Annotated in this window: 20 protein-coding genes and 1 pseudogene; 8 read left to right on the top strand and 13 right to left on the bottom strand. The window is 67.4% G+C overall.

From position 1 onward, the window contains the following. The 4 genes from AB7O82_RS20295 to AB7O82_RS20310 form a co-directional block, all read left to right on the top strand. Positions 1–811, top strand: an 811-nt coding sequence (locus tag AB7O82_RS20295; RefSeq protein WP_428620022.1) for an alpha/beta hydrolase, incomplete at its 5' end; no start/stop codon positions are given. After that, the gene (locus AB7O82_RS20300) at positions 808–1,359 is read left to right on the top strand and encodes an HD domain-containing protein (RefSeq protein ID WP_428554067.1); all 552 of its coding nucleotides are present in this window, start codon (positions 808–810) and stop codon (positions 1,357–1,359) included. The genes AB7O82_RS20295 and AB7O82_RS20300, both read left to right, overlap by 4 nt. A gap of 96 nt (positions 1,360–1,455) precedes the next feature. Continuing rightward, positions 1,456–2,379, top strand: coding sequence for a threonine/serine dehydratase (locus AB7O82_RS20305; RefSeq protein ID WP_428554065.1), 924 nt, complete (start codon positions 1,456–1,458; stop codon positions 2,377–2,379). A gap of 262 nt (positions 2,380–2,641) precedes the next feature. Further along, complete coding sequence (locus tag AB7O82_RS20310; protein WP_428554062.1) at positions 2,642–2,914, top strand: hypothetical protein; 273 nt, start codon at positions 2,642–2,644, stop codon at positions 2,912–2,914. Between the two features lie 13 nt (positions 2,915–2,927). On the opposite strand, the gene AB7O82_RS20315 is transcribed toward AB7O82_RS20310, so the two are convergent. The 11 genes from AB7O82_RS20315 to AB7O82_RS20365 form a co-directional block, all read right to left on the bottom strand. Then, positions 2,928–3,494 (bottom strand): hypothetical protein, encoded by a 567-nt coding sequence (locus AB7O82_RS20315; protein ID WP_428554059.1) that lies wholly within the window; start codon positions 3,492–3,494, stop codon positions 2,928–2,930. Positions 3,495–3,512: 18 nt separating this feature from the next. Beyond that, on the bottom strand, positions 3,513–4,454 hold the full coding sequence (locus AB7O82_RS20320) for an ABC transporter ATP-binding protein (protein WP_428554057.1): 942 nt from the start codon (positions 4,452–4,454) through the stop codon (positions 3,513–3,515). Between the two features lie 5 nt (positions 4,455–4,459). Further along, positions 4,460–5,434 (bottom strand): ABC transporter ATP-binding protein, encoded by a 975-nt coding sequence (locus tag AB7O82_RS20325; RefSeq protein ID WP_428554054.1) that lies wholly within the window; start codon positions 5,432–5,434, stop codon positions 4,460–4,462. 90 nt (positions 5,435–5,524) lie between these two features. Beyond that, entirely contained in the window at positions 5,525–6,379 is an 855-nt protein-coding gene (locus tag AB7O82_RS20330; protein ID WP_428620024.1) for an ABC transporter permease, read from the bottom strand. Continuing rightward, positions 6,379–7,395 carry an ABC transporter permease gene (locus AB7O82_RS20335; RefSeq protein ID WP_428554050.1) on the bottom strand — a complete coding sequence of 339 codons (1,017 nt, stop codon included), beginning with the start codon at positions 7,393–7,395 and terminating at the stop codon, positions 6,379–6,381. The genes AB7O82_RS20330 and AB7O82_RS20335 overlap by 1 nt, the downstream gene beginning before the upstream one ends. 201 nt (positions 7,396–7,596) lie before the next feature. Beyond that, complete coding sequence (locus tag AB7O82_RS20340) at positions 7,597–9,213, bottom strand: ABC transporter substrate-binding protein (RefSeq protein ID WP_428551684.1); 1,617 nt, start codon at positions 9,211–9,213, stop codon at positions 7,597–7,599. A 247-nt stretch (positions 9,214–9,460) separates the two neighbouring features. Then, complete coding sequence (locus tag AB7O82_RS20345; protein ID WP_428551686.1) at positions 9,461–9,880, bottom strand: PaaI family thioesterase; 420 nt, start codon at positions 9,878–9,880, stop codon at positions 9,461–9,463. Next, positions 9,877–10,890, bottom strand: a complete 1,014-nt coding sequence (locus AB7O82_RS20350) for a zinc-binding dehydrogenase (protein WP_428551689.1) — start codon at positions 10,888–10,890, stop codon at positions 9,877–9,879. Before AB7O82_RS20350 ends, AB7O82_RS20345 begins: the two co-directional genes overlap by 4 nt. Further along, positions 10,887–12,407, bottom strand: coding sequence for a class I adenylate-forming enzyme family protein (locus AB7O82_RS20355; RefSeq protein ID WP_428551691.1), 1,521 nt, complete (start codon positions 12,405–12,407; stop codon positions 10,887–10,889). Before AB7O82_RS20355 ends, AB7O82_RS20350 begins: the two co-directional genes overlap by 4 nt. Then, positions 12,401–13,492 carry a M14 family metallopeptidase gene (locus tag AB7O82_RS20360; protein ID WP_428551694.1) on the bottom strand — a complete coding sequence of 364 codons (1,092 nt, stop codon included), beginning with the start codon at positions 13,490–13,492 and terminating at the stop codon, positions 12,401–12,403. The genes AB7O82_RS20355 and AB7O82_RS20360 overlap by 7 nt, the downstream gene beginning before the upstream one ends. 46 nt (positions 13,493–13,538) lie before the next feature. After that, a complete protein-coding gene (locus AB7O82_RS20365; protein ID WP_428551696.1) occupies positions 13,539–14,381 on the bottom strand; it encodes a VOC family protein in 843 nt (280 codons plus the stop codon). A gap of 251 nt (positions 14,382–14,632) precedes the next feature. On the opposite strand from AB7O82_RS20365, the gene AB7O82_RS20370 reads away from it, so the two are divergent. The 4 genes from AB7O82_RS20370 (at position 14,633) to AB7O82_RS20385 (ending at position 16,566) form a co-directional block, all read left to right on the top strand. Beyond that, on the top strand, positions 14,633–15,349 hold the full coding sequence (locus AB7O82_RS20370; RefSeq protein WP_428551698.1) for a GntR family transcriptional regulator: 717 nt from the start codon (positions 14,633–14,635) through the stop codon (positions 15,347–15,349). Positions 15,350–15,853: 504 nt separating this feature from the next. After that, a complete protein-coding gene (locus AB7O82_RS20375) occupies positions 15,854–16,147 on the top strand; it encodes a type II toxin-antitoxin system Phd/YefM family antitoxin (RefSeq protein WP_428551701.1) in 294 nt (97 codons plus the stop codon). Beyond that, positions 16,144–16,323, top strand: coding sequence for a PIN domain-containing protein (locus tag AB7O82_RS20380; protein ID WP_428551704.1), 180 nt, complete (start codon positions 16,144–16,146; stop codon positions 16,321–16,323). Before AB7O82_RS20375 ends, AB7O82_RS20380 begins: the two co-directional genes overlap by 4 nt. Before the next feature lie 33 nt (positions 16,324–16,356). Beyond that, complete coding sequence (locus tag AB7O82_RS20385; protein ID WP_428551706.1) at positions 16,357–16,566, top strand: PIN domain-containing protein; 210 nt, start codon at positions 16,357–16,359, stop codon at positions 16,564–16,566. Positions 16,567–16,575: 9 nt separating this feature from the next. On the opposite strand, the gene AB7O82_RS20390 is transcribed toward AB7O82_RS20385, so the two are convergent. Together AB7O82_RS20390 and AB7O82_RS20395 are read right to left on the bottom strand one after the other, a co-directional pair. After that, the gene (locus AB7O82_RS20390) at positions 16,576–17,796 is read right to left on the bottom strand and encodes an ABC transporter substrate-binding protein (protein WP_428551708.1); all 1,221 of its coding nucleotides are present in this window, start codon (positions 17,794–17,796) and stop codon (positions 16,576–16,578) included. Between the two features lie 72 nt (positions 17,797–17,868). Next, positions 17,869–18,126 (bottom strand): annotated as a pseudogene (locus tag AB7O82_RS20395) (alanine dehydrogenase); the annotation flags it as partial.

The following is an 18,126-nucleotide window of genomic DNA, read 5'->3' on the forward strand; positions in this document are numbered from 1 at the left end:
GCCCTTCCTCGATGCGCGCGACGGCCGCAAGCGCGGCCACACCAGCCTGCGCGGCGAGGTGTTCTGGGAGACGACGACCTACAGCGATCGCCGCTCGCTGCTCTACCTTCCGCCGGGGTTCGATGCGCGCAAGCCGGTGCTGATCGTGCTTTACCTGCACGGCCAGGGGGCGACCCTGGAGCGCGACGTCATGGTCCGCCAAGGGGTGCCGCGCCAGATTGCCGAGTCGCAGCGCAATATGGCCCTGGTGGCGCCGCAGCTCGCGGTCGATGCCGCCGATTCGAGCGCCGGCAATTTCTGGAAGCCCGGCCATTTTGCCGCCTATCTCGACGAGTCGGCCGAGCGCCTGATGCGGCTGCACGGCGACCGCAATGCCGGCCGCCAGTTCAACATGGCGCCGGTCGTGATCGTGGCCTACAGCGGCGGCTATCTGTCGGCCGCCTATGCCCTCAGCCGGGGTGGCGCCAGCCACCGCATAAGGGGCGTGATCCTGATGGATGCGCTGTACGGCGAGGAGGACAAATTCGCCGCCTGGATCGCGGCGCGGCGCCGCCAGGCCTTCCTGCTCAGCGCTTTCACCGATTCCACCCGCGACGAGAACGCAACGCTGCAGGGTCTGTTGCAGAAGCGCCGGGTGCCGTTCGGCAGGACCTTGCCGGCCAGCCTGTCGCCCGGCACGGTCGCCTTCATCAGCTGCGGCGGCCTCGACATGCATGGCGATTTCGTCACCAACGCGTGGCGCCGCGACCCCCTGCAACATGCGCTCACCAAGATTCCCGGCTACGCGAATCGTGGTAGACAGGGCGCATGAGCGACCCCCTGCGCCAGGAACTTCTCGAGATCTTCGCCGGCCGCGCCACGCGGCGTTACGGCCTGAGCGAGATCAACCAGTTGCAGCACGCCCTGCAGGCGGCGGCGCTGGCCGAGGCCGACGGCGCGCCGCCGGCCACCGTGCTGGCCTCGCTGCTGCACGATGTCGGCCACATGATCCATCGGCTGGGCGAGGATCCGGCGGCACGCGGCGTCGACGACGTCCACGAGAGCCTGGGGGCGGACTGGCTGGCCGAGCGCTTCGGCCCGGACGTCAGCGAGCCGGTGCGCCTGCACGTCGCCGCCAAGCGCTACCTGTGCGCCGCCGAGCCGGACTATTTCGGCAAGCTGTCGCCCGACTCGGTGCGCAGCCTGGCGCTGCAGGGCGGGCCGATGTCGGCCGCGGAGGTGGCGGACTTCCGGCGCCATCCGCAGTTCGCCGAGGCGGTGCGCCTGCGCCGCTACGACGAGGCGGCCAAGGACCCGCGCGCCCGCACGCCCGACTTCGACCATTTCCTGCGCCACGTGCCGGCTTGCCGGCAGCCGTGAATCCATTCGCCCTTTTCTGGACCGCGGGCGTCTCGCCCGCACATTGTAATGTGCGGGCGAGTCGCCCGCGGTCCAAATGACCATGAGCGCTTCCTGATGATCGATCGCAGCAACGTCGAGGCCGCCTGGCGCCTCATCCAACCGCATGTCCGCCGTACGCCTGTCATCGAGTTGCCGGCCGGCTCGTTCGGCGTCGACGCGCCGCTCGCGCTCAAGCTCGAATCGATGCAGGTGAGCGGCTCGTTCAAGGGTCGAGGCGCCTTCCACAAGCTGCTCGCCTCGACGGTGCCGGCAGCCGGGATCGTCGCCGCGTCCGGCGGCAATCACGGCGCGGCCGCCGCCTACGCCGCCCGCGCGCTCGGCCATCGCGCCGAGATCTTCGTGCCGACGATCGCCTCGCCCGCCAAGGTGGCGCGCCTCAAGGCCTACGGCGCGATCGTGCACCAGATCGGCCCAGTCTATGCCGAGGCGCGCGCCGCCTCGGAGCGACGCGCGGCCGAGACCGGCGCGCTGATCGTCTACGCCTACGACGACCCGGTCGTGTTCGCCGGCGCCGGCAGCGTGGCGCTCGAATTCACCGGGCAGGCGAGGTTCGACACCCTTCTGGTGGCGGTCGGCGGCGGCGGCCTGATTGCCGGCTGCGCCGCCGCGATCGGGAGCAACGTCAAGATCGTCGCCGTCGAGACCGAGGGCACGCCGACCCTGCACGCGGCGTTGCGTGCGGGCAAGCCGGTCGACGTGGCGATCTCCGGCATCGCCGCCGACGCCCTCGGCGCCAGCCGCATCGGCACGCCGAATTTCGAGATTGCGCGGAAGCTGGTGCGCGAATCGGTGCTGGTGAGCGACGACGCCGTGCGGGCGGCGCAGCGTGCCCTGTGGGACGAGCTCAGGGTGATCGCCGAGCCGGCCGGCGCCACCGGTCTCGCCGCGCTGATGGCCGGAGCCTATCGCCCGGCCCCGGGCGAGCGCGTCGCCACACTGGTCTGCGGCGCCAATACCGAGCTGGCTTCCATCGGTTGAGCCTGGACTGATCTCGCGCATGGGGTAGCGACATGGCAAGCATTCCACTCGACAAGTCGACCTACCTCGACTTCACCGGCTATCGCATCACCGACGAAACCACGGTCGAGTCCGTCGACGCGGCGCTGCAGAACCAGAGTTTTTCGATGCGCTGGGGGACGGCGGGTCCGGCAACCAGACCGGCAACGGGCTCACCAATCTCGACTACAACGAGACCAGTGCCTATGGCGTCCTGGTCGGCGGTACTTCGCTCTCGAACCTCGTGGCGGCGAGCAACGATCCCACCCTTCTGTCTTCCGTCGTCGGTCCGGCGCTCGCCGGCAGCCCGGCGACGATCTGGCAGCTCGCGGCGGGCGGGCTGACCGTGCTACCGGCCGACGCCACGGCCCTGCAGTTCTTCGTCGAGACCGTGTGGAACCAGTATGTCGTGACGGGAACGCAGATTTCAGGTGTCGGCGGCGGCTACATCAGCAACAACACCACCTCCGGCGGCGTCGATCCGACGCAGCCGACCCCGGCCTACCAGGTCGATTAGAACTTCACGATCCTCAGCGGGTGACGCTGGTCACCACGGCGCGGTTGGCCTGGCCGGCGCCGTCGCTGTAGTCATAGCGGATGGCGAACTTGTCGGCGGGCGAGATCCACCAGCGCGAGATCGAGCGCTGGCCGTTCTCGCCGGCCTCGTTCATCTCGATGACGAAGGTGTCGATCAGCGCATCGCCGGGGCCGGTGCGCCTTTCGTAGCGCGCCACCGTCAGCACGTAGCTCCAAGTCCGGCCGCCGACGCTGTAGCGCGCCTCGATCCTCTTGCCGACTTCCAGCGGCCACAGCCGCTCGGGCTTCAGCGCCGCGAGGAAGGCCGATATGTCGGCGCCGTTCGCCGACGGATTGTCGAACAGCAGGGCACGCAGCCTGAAGGGGGCGCCGCCGTCCCGGTCCATCAGGCAATCGATGCCGTCGCGCCCGCGCACGACGACCTTGGTGCCGCTGTCGTAGGTGAAGGTGGTGCCCGGCGCGGGGCAGGCGAAGTCCATGGTCTGGGCGGCCAGTTCTCCGGAGGCCAGTCCGCCAGGGGCCAGGGCGGCAAGCAGTGCCGCGACGAGGCGCAATCTCATGGCGCGATCATAGCGCAATCATACGAAATGGCACGCTGCGAGCCCGCCGTCGGTGGTCGGCCGCAGCGCCGGCCTCTCCTGCTTGCATCGCGCCTCGGCGATCGGGCAGCGCGACTGGAACGGGCAGCCGGGCGGCGGGTCGAGCGGGCTCGGCAACTCGCCCTGCAGGATGGTGCGCTGGCGCGCCCGCGCCGCCCTGGGATCGGCGATCGGTGCCGCCGCCAGCAGCGCCCTGGTGTAGGGGTGCTGCGGATTGCGCCAGATCAGATCGCGCCCGCCGATCTCGACCAGGGTGCCGAGATACATCACCGCCACGCGGTCGGCGATGTGCTCGACCACCGACAGGTCGTGGCTGATGAACAGGTAGGAGACGCCGAACTCGCTCTTCAGATCCTCGAGCAGGTTGATCACCTGGGCGCGCACCGAGACGTCGAGCGCTGACACCGGCTCGTCGCAGATGATCAGCTTGGGGTTGAGGGCCAGCGCGCGGGCGATGCCGATGCGCTGGCGCTGGCCGCCGGAGAACTCGTGCGGATAGCGCTGCTTGGCGTCGGCCGGCAGGCCGACCCAGCCCAGCAGCGTATCGACGCGCGCGGCCGCCGCATCCTTCTTCCAGCCGGCGATAAGCAGCGGCTGGGCGACCGAGCGGCCGATGGTCGAGCGCGGGTTGAGCGAGCCGTAAGGGTCCTGGAAGATCATCTGCACCTTGCGGCGCATCTCGCCCAGGCGCTCGCCGCCGAGCGGCGCGATGTCGACTCCGTCGACCACGATGGCGCCGCTGGCGATCGGCACCAGCTTGACGATCGCCTTGCCGAGCGTCGACTTGCCGCAACCCGATTCACCCACCAGCCCCAGCGTCTCGCCGACGGCGAGCTCGAGGCTGACACCGTTGACAGCACGGACCAGGCCGGCCGCGGTGGCGAAGTGGACATGGACATTGTCGAGCGCGAGCAGCGACACGGGCTTTAGTCCTGCTCGACGGCGAAGCAGGCGACCAGACGGTCCGGCGCCGGCCGGGTGAGCGCCGGCCGCGCGTGCCGGCAGCGCTCCATCACCCGCGGACAGCGCGGCGCGAAGGCGCAGCCCGGCGGCAAGGCGTTGAGCGGCGGCACCATGCCCGGGATGTCGGCCAGGCGATCGACGCGCGCCGCACCCGGCACTGGCGTGGCGCCGATCAGGCCCACCGTGTAGGGATGCAGCGGCGCCTCGAAAAGGTCATCGACCGATGCCTCCTCGACCTTGCGGCCGGCATACATGACGACCACGCGATCGGCCGTCTCGGCCACCACGCCGAGATCGTGGGTGATGAAGATCATCGCCATGCCGGCATCGGCCTGCAGGCGCTTCAGGAGGGCCAGCACCTGTGCCTGGACGGTGACGTCGAGCGCCGTCGTCGGTTCGTCGGCGATCAGCACCGCGGGGCTGCAGGCGATCGCCATGGCGATCATGACGCGCTGGCACATGCCGCCGGAGAGCTGGTGCGGATAGGCATCGAGCCGGCGCGCGGCATCAGGCATGCCGACCAGCTCGAGGAGCTCGAGGGCGCGGATGCGCGCCTGGCCACGGCGGAGATCGCCGTGCGCCATCAGCACCTCGGCGATCTGCTTCTCCACGGTCGCCACCGGATTGAGCGAGCTCATCGGGTCCTGGAAGATCATGCCGATCTCCTTGCCCCGGATGGCAAGCATGGCCTCCTCGGGCAGGGCCACGAGGTCGCGGCCGTTCAGCGCCACGGTGCCGCCGACGATGCGCGCCGGCGGATCGGGAAGCAGGCGCATGATCGACAGCGCCGACAGCGACTTGCCGCAGCCCGACTCGCCCACCAGCGCCACCGTTTCGCCGGCATCGACCGAAAGCGACAGGCCGTCGACCGCCTTCATCTCGCCGCGCCGCGTGAACAGCGTGGTGCTGAGGTCGGTGACTTCGAGAGGGAGGGTCATGGCGCCCTCATTTCCTCCGCAGCTTCGCTGGGGAGGAGAAAGAGGGCGCCACGGAGTGGCGCTCCCGGCCATGACGTGAACAACTCGCCATCAGCGATCCCTGAGCTTGGGATTGAGGGCGTCGTTCAGCCCGTCGCCGATCAGGTTGAGGCAGAGCACCGTAACCATGATGGCGACGCCGGGGATGGCGCAGATGTACCACGAGCTGCGGATCAGCTGCCTTCCGTCGCCGACCAGGCGGCCCCAGCTCGCCAGGTTGGGATCGCCGAGACCCAGGAAGGACACCGCCGATTCGAACAGGATGGCGCCGGCCACCACCAGGGAGGACAGCACGATCACCGGCGGCAGGGCGTTGGGCAGGATCTCGCCCAGGATGATGCCGCCATTGCCCATGCCCATGGCCCGGCAGGCCTGCACGAACTCGCGATCGCGCAGCGCCAGGAACTCGGCGCGGGTCATGCGCGCGATCGAGGTCCAGCTCACGATGCCGATGGCGATCACGATGTTGGTGAGCGTCGAGCCCAGGATGACGACGATGGTGAGCACGAAGATCAGGTTGGGGATGGTCTGGAACAGCTCGGCCGCGCGCATCACGATCTCGTCGACCCAGCTTCCAAAGTACCCGGCGATGGCGCCGATGGTGACGCCGATCAGGGTGGCGACGGCCGAGGCGCAGAGTCCGATCAGCAGGGTGGCGCGCGCACCGTGCACGATCATCGCCAGGATGTCGCGGCCGAGCGAATCGGTGCCGAGCGGAAAGTCGGGATCCTCGCCTGGCCACAACTCGGGCGCACCGACGATGCGCAGTGGATCGGTGGGAAAGAGCAGCGGCGCCAGCACGGCCATCAACCCCACCAGGACAATCAGCACGGCGCCGACCAGGGCGCCGCGGTTGCGGGCGAACCGGGCCACGAACTCGAAGCGGGGGATCTCGATGCGCGCCATCAGCGGATCTCGATGCGCGGGTCGAGCCACATATAGACCAGGTCGACGGCGATGTTGGCCGCGATCACCACCAGCGAGCCCAGCACCAGAATGCCGAGCACGACCGGGTAGTTGCGCGAGCTCACGCTGTCGAACAGCAGCGAGCCGATGCCGGGCCAGCTGAACACGCTCTCGATCACGACGCTGCCGGCCAGCACCGTGCCCATCTGCACGCCGAGGATGGTGACCACCGGCAGGAGCGCGTTGCGCAGCACGTGGTTCACCGTGACCTTGTTGCGGCTCAGCCCCTTGGCCCGGGCGGTGCGCACGAAATCGAGCTGCGCCACCTCGAGCATCGAGGAGCGCATGACGCGGGCATAGATCGCGGCATAGAACAGGCCGAGCGCCAGGGTCGGCAGGACCAGATGGTGCAGGATGTCGAGCACGCCGGCGATGCCGCTGCCGGCGCCGCCGCCACTCACCCCGCCGATCGTCGCCATGCCGCCGACCGGCAGCCACCCGAGCTTCACCGAGAACAGCACGATCAGCATGATGCCGAGCCAGAAGCTCGGCGCGGCGAAGAAGAACATGGCGGCGATCGAGACCAGGCTGTCCCACACCGTGCGCACCTTGACCGAGGCGACGACGCCCGCGGCGACGCCGACGGTGAGCGCCAGCGTGATGCTCGACACCATGAGCAGTAGGGTCGCCGGGAGGTGCACCGAGATGGCCTGGATCACCGGCATGTTCTGGCGATAGGAAAAGCCGAAGTCGAACTGCACCAGCGCCCAGATGTATTTCACGAGCTGCAGCCAGACCGGATCGTCGAGCCCGTAGGTCTTGCGCAGGAGCTCGATCGTCGCAGGGTCGCTCACCTGGTTCTCTGCCGTCATCAGGTCGAGGAAGCTGCCGGGCGCCAGCTGGATCAGGCAGAAATTGATGATCACGACGCCGAGCATCAGCGGCACCGCCTGGATCAGCCGCCGCCGCAGGAGTCGGAGCGCCGCACGCTGGCGCGAGCTGGGGGCTACGGCCATGAATGATCATTCTCCTCCCCGGCTTCGCTGGGGAGATGTCGCCGTCTTACGGTGACGGAGGGGTCAAGATTCATGCGGATCGCGGGCGTCTCGCCCGCTCATGTGTATATCGGGCGAGACGCCCGCGGTCCAGTAGAGCATGACCCCTCCGCCCCGGACGACGGGGCACCTCCCCAGCGGAGCCGGGGAGGAGAATGAAAGTCACGCCAGCCATATGTCGTACCAGCTCGCCGCCAGGTAGTTGGGGTCGTTGGAATGGTTCTGCACCTTCGTGCTGGCGACGGTGATCGATTCGAGCTCGACCAGGGGCAGGTTGGCGCACTCCAGCGTCGTGATCTTCTGGAACTCGACGACCAGCGCCTTGCGCTTGGCCGGATCGGTCTCGACCTTGATCTTTTCGACCAGCGCGTCGACCTCGGGTGTGTGGAAGCCCGAGGCGTTGCGGAAGGGCACGCCCTTCTTGATGCCGTCCGAGGTGTAGTACTGCGTCGTCGACGGCACCGGCTCGGACGGGTTGGCCTGGTTGGAAATGGCCAGGTCGAAATCGTAGTCGGTGTAGATGCGCTTGATCGACGTCGGCCGATCGGGGACGGTGAGGTTGATGCCGACGCCGACATCCTCCAGCCCCTGCTTGACGATCGCGCCGATCTTGCCGTTCTCGGCGAACCAGCCCGCCGCCAGCAGGTTGAGCGTGAAGCGCTTGCCGTCCTTCTGCTTCGGGTAGCCCGCCGCATCGAGCAGAGCCGCCGCCTTCTTGGGATCGAAGACGGTCTTGAAGGTATCGGCGGTGAAGAACTGCTTGTTGGGCGAGAAGATCGGGCTGGTGCCCGGTCGCGCATAGCCGTAGTAGACCGTCTTGGCGATCAGATTGCGATCGACGGCGAAGAACATCGCCTGCCGGACCTCGCGCTTGGCGAAGATCGGATTGCGCATGTTGACCTCGAACGACGTCGACCACACTGACTCCTCGTAGCCCTTGGAGGTGGCGACGAATTTTCCCGTCCCGGTCAGGCGCTTGATGTCGGGCGGCGCCACCGGATTGAACACGCCGATATGGATGTCACCCGCCTCCATGGCGGCGGCACGACCGGCCGGATCGCGCACGTAACGGATGATCAGCCGATCCATGTAGGGCATGTCCTTGCGCCAGTAGGCGTCGTTGCGGACATACTCGAAGTGGCTGCCGCGAACCCATTCCTTGAACTTCCACGGCCCGGTGCCGATCGGGGAATTATTCGCCGGGTTGGTGACCGGGTCGGAGCCGGCGTAGACGTGCCTGGGCACGATGTAGTTGACGATGCCGCAGAGCAGCGACGAGAAGAAATATTCCGGCACCGGCTTGTTGAACGTGACGATCACGGAATCCCTGTCCGGCGCCTCGACTCCGGCAAAGTCGGTCAGCGCCGCGGCGGCGCCATACTTCTTCCAGATCTCGCCGATCGAGTAGACGACGTCGTCGACCGTCATGTCCTTGCCGTCGTGGAACTTGACACCCTTGCGGATCCTGATCGCATAGGACTTGAAGTCGGCGGCGGGCTTCCAGGCTTCGGCCAGCTCGCCTTCGAAGGATCCGTCCATGGTGCGGCGGCCCAGCCGCTCGAACAGCTTGGACGACGAGAAGGTCGGGCTTGAACCGCCGCCCGCCGGCACGTAACAGGCCTGCGGCTCGCCGCCACCCCAGGTCGCCACCAGGGTGCCGCCGCGCTTGGGCGTGGCCTGGGCGAGCGACGCGCCGCTCTTGCCAATGATGCCGGCGGCGAGTGCGCCGGCGCCGAATGCCCCTGCGCCGAATGAACGACGTGAAAACCTCTTCGTCATGAGCCCCTCCGTCCCCGATCCCTGATCCCCCCGAAGCAATCTCTGTACCGTCGCCTTCTCCTCCCCAGCTCGCTGGGCAGGTGTAGCCGTCTTCGGCGACGGAGGGTCATGGTCTTCCGGACCGCGGACGTCCCGCCCGCTCATCGCCGCTGCCTCATGAGCGGGCGGGACGCCCGCGGTCCGCATGATTCATGACCCCTCCGCCCCCGACTACGGGTGCACCTCCCCAGCGAGCTGGGGAGGAGTCTCAAAGCGTCGAATACGTCGCCCGTCCCACCGCCAGCAGCGCCTTCTGCTCGTTGAGCACGTCGACGTCGACGACGCCCACGCTTTTGCCGGCACGTCGCACCTTCGCCGTGATGACGAGGCCGGTCTTGATGGCGGGCCGCAGGTAATCGACGCGGAAATTGATCGTCGGCAGGCCGCGGCGCAGCAACATGATCAGCGCGTAGTCGCCGACCGTGTCGATGATCGCGGCGAGTGGACCGCCATGCCATTGGCCGGTGCCGGCGCCGCGCTCGAACTCGGGGCGCATGGCGCAGGTCATGGTGATCTGCTCGTTGGCCGGGTCGGCCTCCGTCACCGTGAGTCCGAGGAAGGCGATGAACGGCGAATGGTCGAGCATCGCCTGCAGCTCTTCCCTGGTGAAGGGAACGACACCGCTCATGGCGCCACCACGATCTTGCCGAACACCTCGCGGTCCTCGATCACGCGCAGCGCCTCGCGCGCGTCCTCGAGCTTGAAGACCTTGTCGACCAGGACCTTGAGCTTGCCCTCCTGCACCATCTTCAGAAGCGTCTCGACATCCGAGCGCGCCCAGCCGTTGGAGCCCAGCAGCTTCAGCTCGAAGGTCCAGATGAAGCGGATGTCCTCCGTGGGGGCGTAGCCTGCCGTGGCGCCACAGGTCAGCAGCCGGCCGCCGACCTTCAGCACCTTCAGCGATTTCACCCAGGTGTCGCCGCCGGTGTAGTTCACCACCACATCGACGCCGCGGTCGGTGCCGCCGCCGCGCCGCGTCGGCTTGCCGTAAAGCTTGTAGATCTCGTCCTGGAAGTCGTGGGTGACGTAGTTGATTGTCTTGTCGGCGCCGAGTTCCATCAGCCGCTTTGCCTTGGCATCGGTGCCGGCGCAGGCGATCACCTCGGCGCCGGCGATCTTGGCGATCTGCAGGCAGCACACGCCGACGCCGCCCGATGCGCCCAGGATCAGCACCTTCTCGCCCTTTGCCACGTGGCCGTTGGTGGTCATCATGCGCAGTGCCGTGCCGTAGGCGCAGGGCAGCGCGGCGGCGTCGGTGTAGCTCACGCCGTCGGGAATCCGGATCAGCTGATGCGCGCGTGTCCGGCAGAGCTCGGCCAGGCCGCCATGGATGGTCTCGCCCATCAGGCCGCCTTCGACGCGGTTGATCGGATCGACGACGACGCGATCGCCCTTCTTCCATCCGGTCACGCCGGGGCCAACCTCGGCGATCTCGCCGGCCATGTCGAGGCCCATGATGGCCGGCATCGGCACCTTGATGCCCGGCATGCCCCGGCGCGTGAAGACGTCGTGGTAGTTGAGCGACGCGGCCTTGACGGCCACGATCACGTCGCCTTCGCCAGGCTTGGGATCGGGGAAGCTCGGCTCGAAGTTCAGGCGGTCCGGCCCGCCATGCTCGCGGACGACTGCGGCTCTCATCCCTGGATCTCCCCTTCGGTTGGTATCTGTCGCGCCAGCACGCGCTTGTCGATCTTGTTGGTGCCGGCGAGCGGCATCTCGGAAATGAACAGCACGCGGCGCGGATGCTGATAGGCCGGCGCGTGGGCCAGCGCGTAGCTCTTGACCGCCTGCTCGTCGAGCTCGGCGCCGGGCGCCCTGACGACGAAGGCGATCGGCTTGTGGCCCTTGAGCTCGTCGGGCACCGGCAGCACCGCCGCCTGATGGATGGCGGGATGGCGCTCGAGCATCTTCTCGACCTCGCCGGGGTAGATGTTCTCGCCGCCGCACACGAACATGTCGTCGGCCCGGCCGACGAAGAAGAAGAATCCATTCTCGTCGCGCCGGAACACGTCGCCGGTGCGATAGAAGCCGTCCGGAGTCATCGCCCGGGCCGTAGCCTCGGGCAGCTTGTGGTAGTGCGTCATGAGCGCGCCGCACTTCATCTCCAGTACGCCGCCTTCGGCGTCGTTGCCCACGACCTCCTTGCCGTCGCGCACCAGGCGCAGCTCGACGTCGGGATGCGGATAGCCGGTCGACAGCTCGGGCTGGGGAATGCCCTTGGGATGCGGGCCGAATACCACCGGGCCGGCCTCGGTCGTGCCGTAGCCGTTGCTGATCTGCGCCTTCGGGAAGGCCTTGCGCACCTGGTCGATCAGCGACTGGGTGATCGGTGCCGAGCCCATGCGCACCGCCTCGACCGCCGACAGGTCGTTGCGCGCCAGCAGGTCGGGCTCGCGCAGGATCATGGCGATCATGGTCGGCACCGAGGTCAGGAAGGCGACGCGATGGCGCGCGGCGGCTTCGACATAGGCCTTGGTGGTGAATTGCGGCAGCAGCACGATGGTGTCGCCGTGGCTCAGCGTCGTCTGGCTCATGGCGAGTCCGTTCATATGATAGAGCGGTGCCGCGACCAGGGAGCGCTGGCCGATCGGCACCGGCCGGCGCACCCGCTGGCTGATCGCCCACAGGTGCGAATAGTGCGACAGCACCACGCCCTTGGGCTGGCCTGTCGAGCCGGAGGTATAGAGAAACATCGCCGCTTCCTCGGGCTGCATGGCCAGCGGCGTGAACGGGCCTTCGTCGAGGAACTGCCCGAAGTCTCGATCGAACGAGACCTTGGGGACGCTGTCGGGCGCCAGAGGGAGGCGCGTGTCATCGCCGATCACCAGCCTGGCGTCGCAGTCGCCGACGATGTAGCCCACCGTCTCGGCCGGCAGCTTGTAGTTCACCGGCACGGAGACCAGGCCGGCCTGCATGGTGCCGAGAAAGGTCAGCAGGAACTCGGCGCGATTGGCCGACAGGACGGCGACCCGATCGCCGCGGGAGAGCCCGCGCTTCAGCAGGCCGCGGGCGATCGCGCCGCTCAGCCGCAGGATGTCGCCATAGGCGTAGCGCCGCTCGCTGCCGTTGCCGCCATCGTCGATCAGGGCCAGCGCGTCGGCGGGCACGTCACGCGAAATGGCATCGCCCTGATTGTCGTACTTGATGGTCACCATGAGGCAAGTCCCGCGATCGCTCGGTCGGTAAGCTCGAGGCCCGAGGCGAGGGTGTCGGCCCGCCATTGGCCGTCGAACGGGCAGAAGGCATCCATCATGTCGGCCTGCAGCGCGGCGCGCACGTCCGGCTCGAGGCCATCCTGGCGCCGCAGCCACTGGTCCAACCGCAGCACCCGCCGCATGTTGACGCCGCGCGTGCCGAACTCGATCACCGCGCCGCACATCTCGCGATTGCCGAGGAAGCGCTGGACGCCGTGGAACACCAGGCCGGTGTAGCTCGGCCGCTCCATGCCGTGCGGCCGCACGCCCACGACGTTGTCCTTGCCCCACCAGTCGCAGGCGCGCGCAAACAGTGCGCTGTCGGCATCGTTGAAGCACAGGAAGAACGGCTTGCCATAGTCGCCGATCCCGGTGTGCCAGTCGATGAAGGCCACCTTCTCCGCGTCGCCCAGCGTCTCCTGCACGATCGTCTCGAGCGTGCGGCTGGACCATTCGCGCTGCTGACCGCCATACATCAGCCCGTTCGGATGGACGTACTGGCCGCGCGCCAGCGTATCGAACAGGGCATCGCGGCCGTGCTGCTCGGTGAAGGCGGCGAGGGCGGCATCGACGCGGGCGTTCTCGGCGGCGGTCCACTCATTCATGAGCAGCGCTTCGTGGAGCGTCTCGTAGTGCGGGTTCGCCGGCATTGGTCCTGCTGAGCGGTCGACGAAGTTGCGGTTGAGATCGACGTTGTTTTCCGTCGTGCGCGTGAAATGGGCAAAGCCGTAGGGATTGAGCCCGTGCACCAACACGACGCCAACATTGGCCGGCAGTCGCGCCGGCCCGCCGGCGCTCACCCAGCCCACCTGGACCGCCGAGCCGCTGAATCCTTCCTGGCCATGAGTGCCGCTGATGATCAGCGCCTGACGCGCCGCCCGGCGATCGCCGAAGCGCGCCACGTCGATGGCAAGTGGCGCGCCGTCTGGCGTCGTCTTGTCGGGATGGACGAAGGAGCGGACGTCGCCGCCGCAGCCGGCCGACGCCGCGAGGAACTTGGCGCGCGCCGCGGCATAGCTCGCTGCAAAGCAGTCGTAGTACTCCATGGCGTCTCGTCGCTCCCGACAACGATTCCTGTCGTCCCGGCCCCGCCTACTCGACGAACTCCAGCACGGCATTCAGCGCCTGCTTCGCCGGCACGACCAGCCGGCCGGCTCCCGGGCGCACGTCGTCGATCTTGCCGCCGTGCAGCGCGTGCGCCGCCTTGTTGAGCGATGCCGTCCGGAAGGTGAGGCCGGCCATGTAGGCCGCACGCCCCTCCGGGTCCGGGGCCGCGTCGCCGAACTGGTCGCGCAGTTCGGCCTCGGTCACGATGTCGAAGCGCGAGTTGCCGACGACGAGCGACTTGCCGCCCTTGATGTTGCGCACCTGGTCGGCGCCGAACATGTCGACATAGAGCCTGGCGCCGGCTGCCGGGTCCGGCTCGACGATCAGGGCGCGCGTCACGGCGACCGTCCCGTTGGCGTGATGGCGCCACGCGTCGCGCCACACCAGGTCGCGGGTGAAATGATGGCAGTAGTAGACACGGCCGTAGGGCACGACGCCCGCCTTCATGCGCACGGTGCGGAAGCGCGCGTCGCGCTTCTGGCCGTCGATCTCGACCGGACGGGTGAACTCGACGGGCGGTTCGATCGGCACGCCGGCCTTGGCGAGCGATTCGTAGGTGATGGCCGAATCCTCGGAGCCGAACACCAGCCCGTTCAGCCCGAAGGGGAAGGTGAGAAGATCGAGCCGTCCCGACGTCGCGCCCTTCGGCACGGCGATCAGCTCGAGATAGTCGGTGCCGAACATCGCCAGGTGGTTGATCGAACCCAGCGAATGGTAGCCGCGCGGTGTCAGCGTAAATCCCAGCCGCTGGTAGATGTCGGCGGCGCGATCCATGTCGTCGCGCGCATTGATCACCACGTGATCGAGCGTCGGCACAGGCAATGTCATAGAAACCCCCTCCTGGCTCCCAGCATGTCGCATCCTCGCATGCCGGGCACGCCAGGATTTTTCATAGTTGCGGCCAACGGGCTCATGGGCGGAAACGATTTCCAAAGGTCGGGCGATTCGGAGAACAGCCATGCGCAAGCCCGCGCCACGATCGACGATACGAAAGCATCGTGACATGTCACGAGTCAATGGCAAGGCACCGGATCGGTTTCACTCTTGTCAAAATGAGCGTGCGACAGCAATCATCTGACATGTCACACGACCGCGCGAGTCCCGCGCTGCGCATGTCCCGGGCGAGCGGCTTCCGCCGGCGCAAGCCGGCCGCTGCCCCGCGCTCGCTCGGTGAGGAGATCTACAGCCGCATCCGCCGCGATATCGTGGGCTGCGTCTACGTGCCGGGCGAGTCGTGCAGCGAAAGCCAGCTGGCCGAGGCTTATGGCGTCGGCAAGGCGCCGGTGCGCTGGGCCCTGGCCGCGCTTTCGCGCGAGGGCCTGGTGATCGCTCGGCCCCGCCAGGGCCATACGGTGGCGCCTGTCACCCTCGACTCGGTCAACGAGGTGTTCGGCCTGCGGCTCATCCTCGAACCGGCGGCGGCGCGTCTGGCGGCCGGTCGTGCCGACATCGCGTTCCTGGAGGAGCTGCACGGCCGGGTAACGCGCGGCCTCAGGATCGGCGACCGTCGCAGCGAGCGGCGCTGGATCGAGGCCAACAACGACTTCCACATCGAGATCACGCGCGCCGCCGGCAACGATCGCCTGACCCGCATCGTGGCGTCCCTGCTCGAGGAGAGCCAGCGCACCATGCATCTGCTGACCTTCGTGTTCGACCGGGTGAAGTCGATGGGTCCCGACCACCGCGCCCTGATCGACACCCTTGCCCGCGGCGACGGCGCCGCCGCCGAACGCGTCGCCCGCGAGCATCTCGAGAACTCGCGCCGCCTCGTGATGGAGGCGTTGCCGGCGCGCTGATCTTTCGCCTCCTCCCCAGCTTCGCTGGTACAGGTGTCCGCGTCTGCGCGGACGGAGGGGTCATGCTCGTGTGGACCGCGGGCGTCTCGCCCGGGCATGTTTCATGAGATGAGCGGGCGTGACGCCCGCGGTCCAGCCACGCCCCTCCGTCCGCGCAGACGCGGACACCTCCCCAACGAGGCGGGGAGGAGAAAGAGAGCTCGTTGGCGTTGGCCCAGCGGCCCAGGCGAGGAGCAGGCATCGGTGGCAGGTTGGCAGTCTGGGTGTCGGTCTGCATGGTGTCCCGAGTCAGATGGACAGCGCGTCGATCAGTTCCCGGCGGGGGCAGTGATGTGCCGAGCGTATCACGCCCTGTCACACGACGGCGTTCTACTGTGCGCCCCGCGTGGCTCCGCAGGGTGAGGGTTCACTTGAAGCGACCCCGCTCAACTTACCGACCCCGCAAGTGCTCCATCCTTTGCCGCATATCTTGAAACAGGCAGCGCCTCCGATAGGCTAGTCAGCATGACCAGAAAATCCAGGTCGCCGAAGCAGCCGCGCCTGCCGGGACGTTGGCCACTTCAGGACGCCAAAGCTCGCTTCAGCGAACTGGTGCGTCGCGTGCGAAGCGAGGGGCCGCAACTTGTGACTGTGCACGGGCGCGACGAGGTCGTCGTCGTAGCTGCGGACGAGTTCCGCCGCCTCAAGGGCGAGCGCACAGGGCGAGCACTGGTCGACGCCTTGCAGGAGTCGCCTTATCGCGACGTCGATATCGAACCGAAGCGCGGGCGGATGCCTGTGCGCGACGTCGAGCCATGACGGGATGGCGGCTCGATACCAACGTCCTGTCCGAACTGCGGCGGCCGAGCCCCGAAAAGAAAGTGGTGGCATTCGTCGAGGGGCAGGCACTCGACCTGCTCCATGTCAGCGCGGTGACGCTTGCGGAGGTTCGGTTCGGCATCGAGCTTTTGGCCGATGCCACGCGGCGCGCGTAGCTGAACGACTGGCTGACACACAAGATCCGGCCGATGTTCGAGCAACGTATTCTCGACGTGAGCGAGGATGTCATCTTCAAATGGCGGATGCTGGTCGAAGCGGGCCGCAAGGCGGGCCACACCTACTCGCGGCCCGATCTGTTCATTGCAGCGACCGCGATGCATCATGGCCTCACAGTCGTGACGCGGGACACGCGCGAGTATGAACGCACCCGCGTTCCCGTTCTCAATCCCTGGAAGTGAAAAGATCGGCTAGGCGGTATCCCCCGAGATCACGTCGCCGAAGAGCTTCCACGTCTCGCCGTCGAAGCGCGCGAGGCGCAGCGACTGGATGGGATAGAAATCGGTCGGGCCGGTGTTGATCTTCACGCCGGGCAGCAGCAGCGGCACCACCAGATCCTTCATGCTGGCGGCCTGCTTCATCAGGTTTGCGCGCGTCAGCTCATTGCCGCACTGCGTCAGCACGTGGCGCATGGTGGTCGAGACCGCGTAGGCATAGACGTACGAGGCGTCGGCCAGGTTGGCACCCGGCATGTACTTGCCCATGAAGGCCTTCCATTCGATGAAGTCGGGCGCCTTCTCCCATTGCGGGTCGGTGGGATCCTTGAGGTAGTAGGCGGTGAGGATGCCCTTGCTGTTCTCGAGCCCGGCCGGCTTCAGGGTCGAGGCGACTGAGGCGGAGACGTTGGCGAGGTAGTGGGCCGGCTTCCAGCCCAGGTCGGCGATCTTGCGGATCGCCTGGGCCGCCGCCTTGGGCGCGCAGGCATTGAAGAACACCTCGGCGCCGGAGCTCTTGATCTGGATCACCTGGCTGTCGACGGTCGGGTCGGTGGCCTCGTAGCTCATCGCCGCGACGACCTGCTTCTCGTTGTCCTTGCCGAGGCCCTTCTGAAAGCCGTGCAGGTAGTCCTTGCCGGCATCGTCGTTCTGGTAGAGCACGCCGATCTTTGCCCCCTTGTGATTCGCCACGACGTGCTTGGCGTAGATCGTCGCCTCGGAGACGTAATCGGGCTGCCATCCCATGGTCCACGGGAAGTCCTTGGGGTTGCCCCACTTCGACGCGCCGGTGGCGACGAAGAGCTGCGGCACCTTCCTCTGGTTGAGGTATTTCTGCACCACCGTGTTGGTCGCCGTGCCGAGCAGCTGGAAGGTGGAAAACACCTGATCGTCCTCGACCAGCTTGCGCACCATCTCGACCGTCTTGGGCGGCTGGAAGCCGTCGTCATAGGTGATGAAGGTGATCTTGCGGCCGTTGATACCGCCCTGGTCATTCACCATGTTCCAGTAGCCGGTGATGCACTTGCCGATCACGCCGTAGGCCGATAGCGGCCCGCTGTAGGGATTGGTGTTGCCGAGCTTGATCTCCTTGTCGGAGACGCCGGGATCGTACTTCTTCTGGGCGCGGACAATGGTTGGAGTGAACGCGAAAGCGGCGCTGCTCGCGAGCAGCGCACGACGCTGAATCCTGGACATGATGTTTCCTCCTGAACGCCCCCTGCTTTCAGGGTTGCGGTCGGAAGATTAGCGGCTTCTGCTGCTACGCGGCTAGGCCGCCAGCACCTCGACGGGCGTGAAGGGCAGATCGAGCGCATCGGCGACCGGCCGGCAGACGAGCTTGCCGTCGTGGACGTTGAGACCATTGCGCAGATGCACATCGTCTGCGATCGCTTTCTTCCAGCCCTTGTCGGCGAGCGCCAGGGCGAACGGCAGGGTCGCGTTGTTCAAGGCGAAGGTCGAGGTGCGCGATACCGAGCCCGGCATGTTGGTGACGCAGTAGTGCGTCACGCCTTCCTCGAGGTAGAC

It is taken from the genome of Reyranella sp. (assembly GCF_050185545.1).
In the GTDB taxonomy this organism is placed as follows: Bacteria; Pseudomonadota; Alphaproteobacteria; order Reyranellales; family Reyranellaceae; genus Reyranella.

What these genes read in the sequence shown, in the direction of transcription:
- AB7O82_RS20300 (WP_428554067.1), top strand. Translation starts at nt 808, where the DNA reads ATGAGCGACCCCCTGCGCCAGGAACTTCTCGAGATCTTCGCCGGCCGC.
- AB7O82_RS20345 (WP_428551686.1), bottom strand. Translation starts at nt 9,880, where the DNA reads ATGAGCGGTGTCGTTCCCTTCACCAGGGAAGAGCTGCAGGCGATGCTC.
- AB7O82_RS20350 (WP_428551689.1), bottom strand. Translation starts at nt 10,890, where the DNA reads ATGAGAGCCGCAGTCGTCCGCGAGCATGGCGGGCCGGACCGCCTGAAC.
- AB7O82_RS20335 (WP_428554050.1), bottom strand. Translation starts at nt 7,395, where the DNA reads ATGGCCGTAGCCCCCAGCTCGCGCCAGCGTGCGGCGCTCCGACTCCTG.
- AB7O82_RS20340 (WP_428551684.1), bottom strand. Translation starts at nt 9,213, where the DNA reads ATGACGAAGAGGTTTTCACGTCGTTCATTCGGCGCAGGGGCATTCGGC.
- AB7O82_RS20380 (WP_428551704.1), top strand. Translation starts at nt 16,144, where the DNA reads ATGACGGGATGGCGGCTCGATACCAACGTCCTGTCCGAACTGCGGCGG.
- AB7O82_RS20355 (WP_428551691.1), bottom strand. Translation starts at nt 12,407, where the DNA reads ATGGTGACCATCAAGTACGACAATCAGGGCGATGCCATTTCGCGTGAC.
- AB7O82_RS20365 (WP_428551696.1), bottom strand. Translation starts at nt 14,381, where the DNA reads ATGACATTGCCTGTGCCGACGCTCGATCACGTGGTGATCAATGCGCGC.
- AB7O82_RS20375 (WP_428551701.1), top strand. Translation starts at nt 15,854, where the DNA reads ATGACCAGAAAATCCAGGTCGCCGAAGCAGCCGCGCCTGCCGGGACGT.
- AB7O82_RS20370 (WP_428551698.1), top strand. Translation starts at nt 14,633, where the DNA reads ATGTCACACGACCGCGCGAGTCCCGCGCTGCGCATGTCCCGGGCGAGC.
- AB7O82_RS20390 (WP_428551708.1), bottom strand. Translation starts at nt 17,796, where the DNA reads ATGTCCAGGATTCAGCGTCGTGCGCTGCTCGCGAGCAGCGCCGCTTTC.
- AB7O82_RS20305 (WP_428554065.1), top strand. Translation starts at nt 1,456, where the DNA reads ATGATCGATCGCAGCAACGTCGAGGCCGCCTGGCGCCTCATCCAACCG.
- AB7O82_RS20330 (WP_428620024.1), bottom strand. Translation starts at nt 6,379, where the DNA reads ATGGCGCGCATCGAGATCCCCCGCTTCGAGTTCGTGGCCCGGTTCGCC.
- AB7O82_RS20315 (WP_428554059.1), bottom strand. Translation starts at nt 3,494, where the DNA reads ATGAGATTGCGCCTCGTCGCGGCACTGCTTGCCGCCCTGGCCCCTGGC.
- AB7O82_RS20325 (WP_428554054.1), bottom strand. Translation starts at nt 5,434, where the DNA reads ATGACCCTCCCTCTCGAAGTCACCGACCTCAGCACCACGCTGTTCACG.
- AB7O82_RS20385 (WP_428551706.1), top strand. Translation starts at nt 16,357, where the DNA reads ATGTTCGAGCAACGTATTCTCGACGTGAGCGAGGATGTCATCTTCAAA.
- AB7O82_RS20360 (WP_428551694.1), bottom strand. Translation starts at nt 13,492, where the DNA reads ATGGAGTACTACGACTGCTTTGCAGCGAGCTATGCCGCGGCGCGCGCC.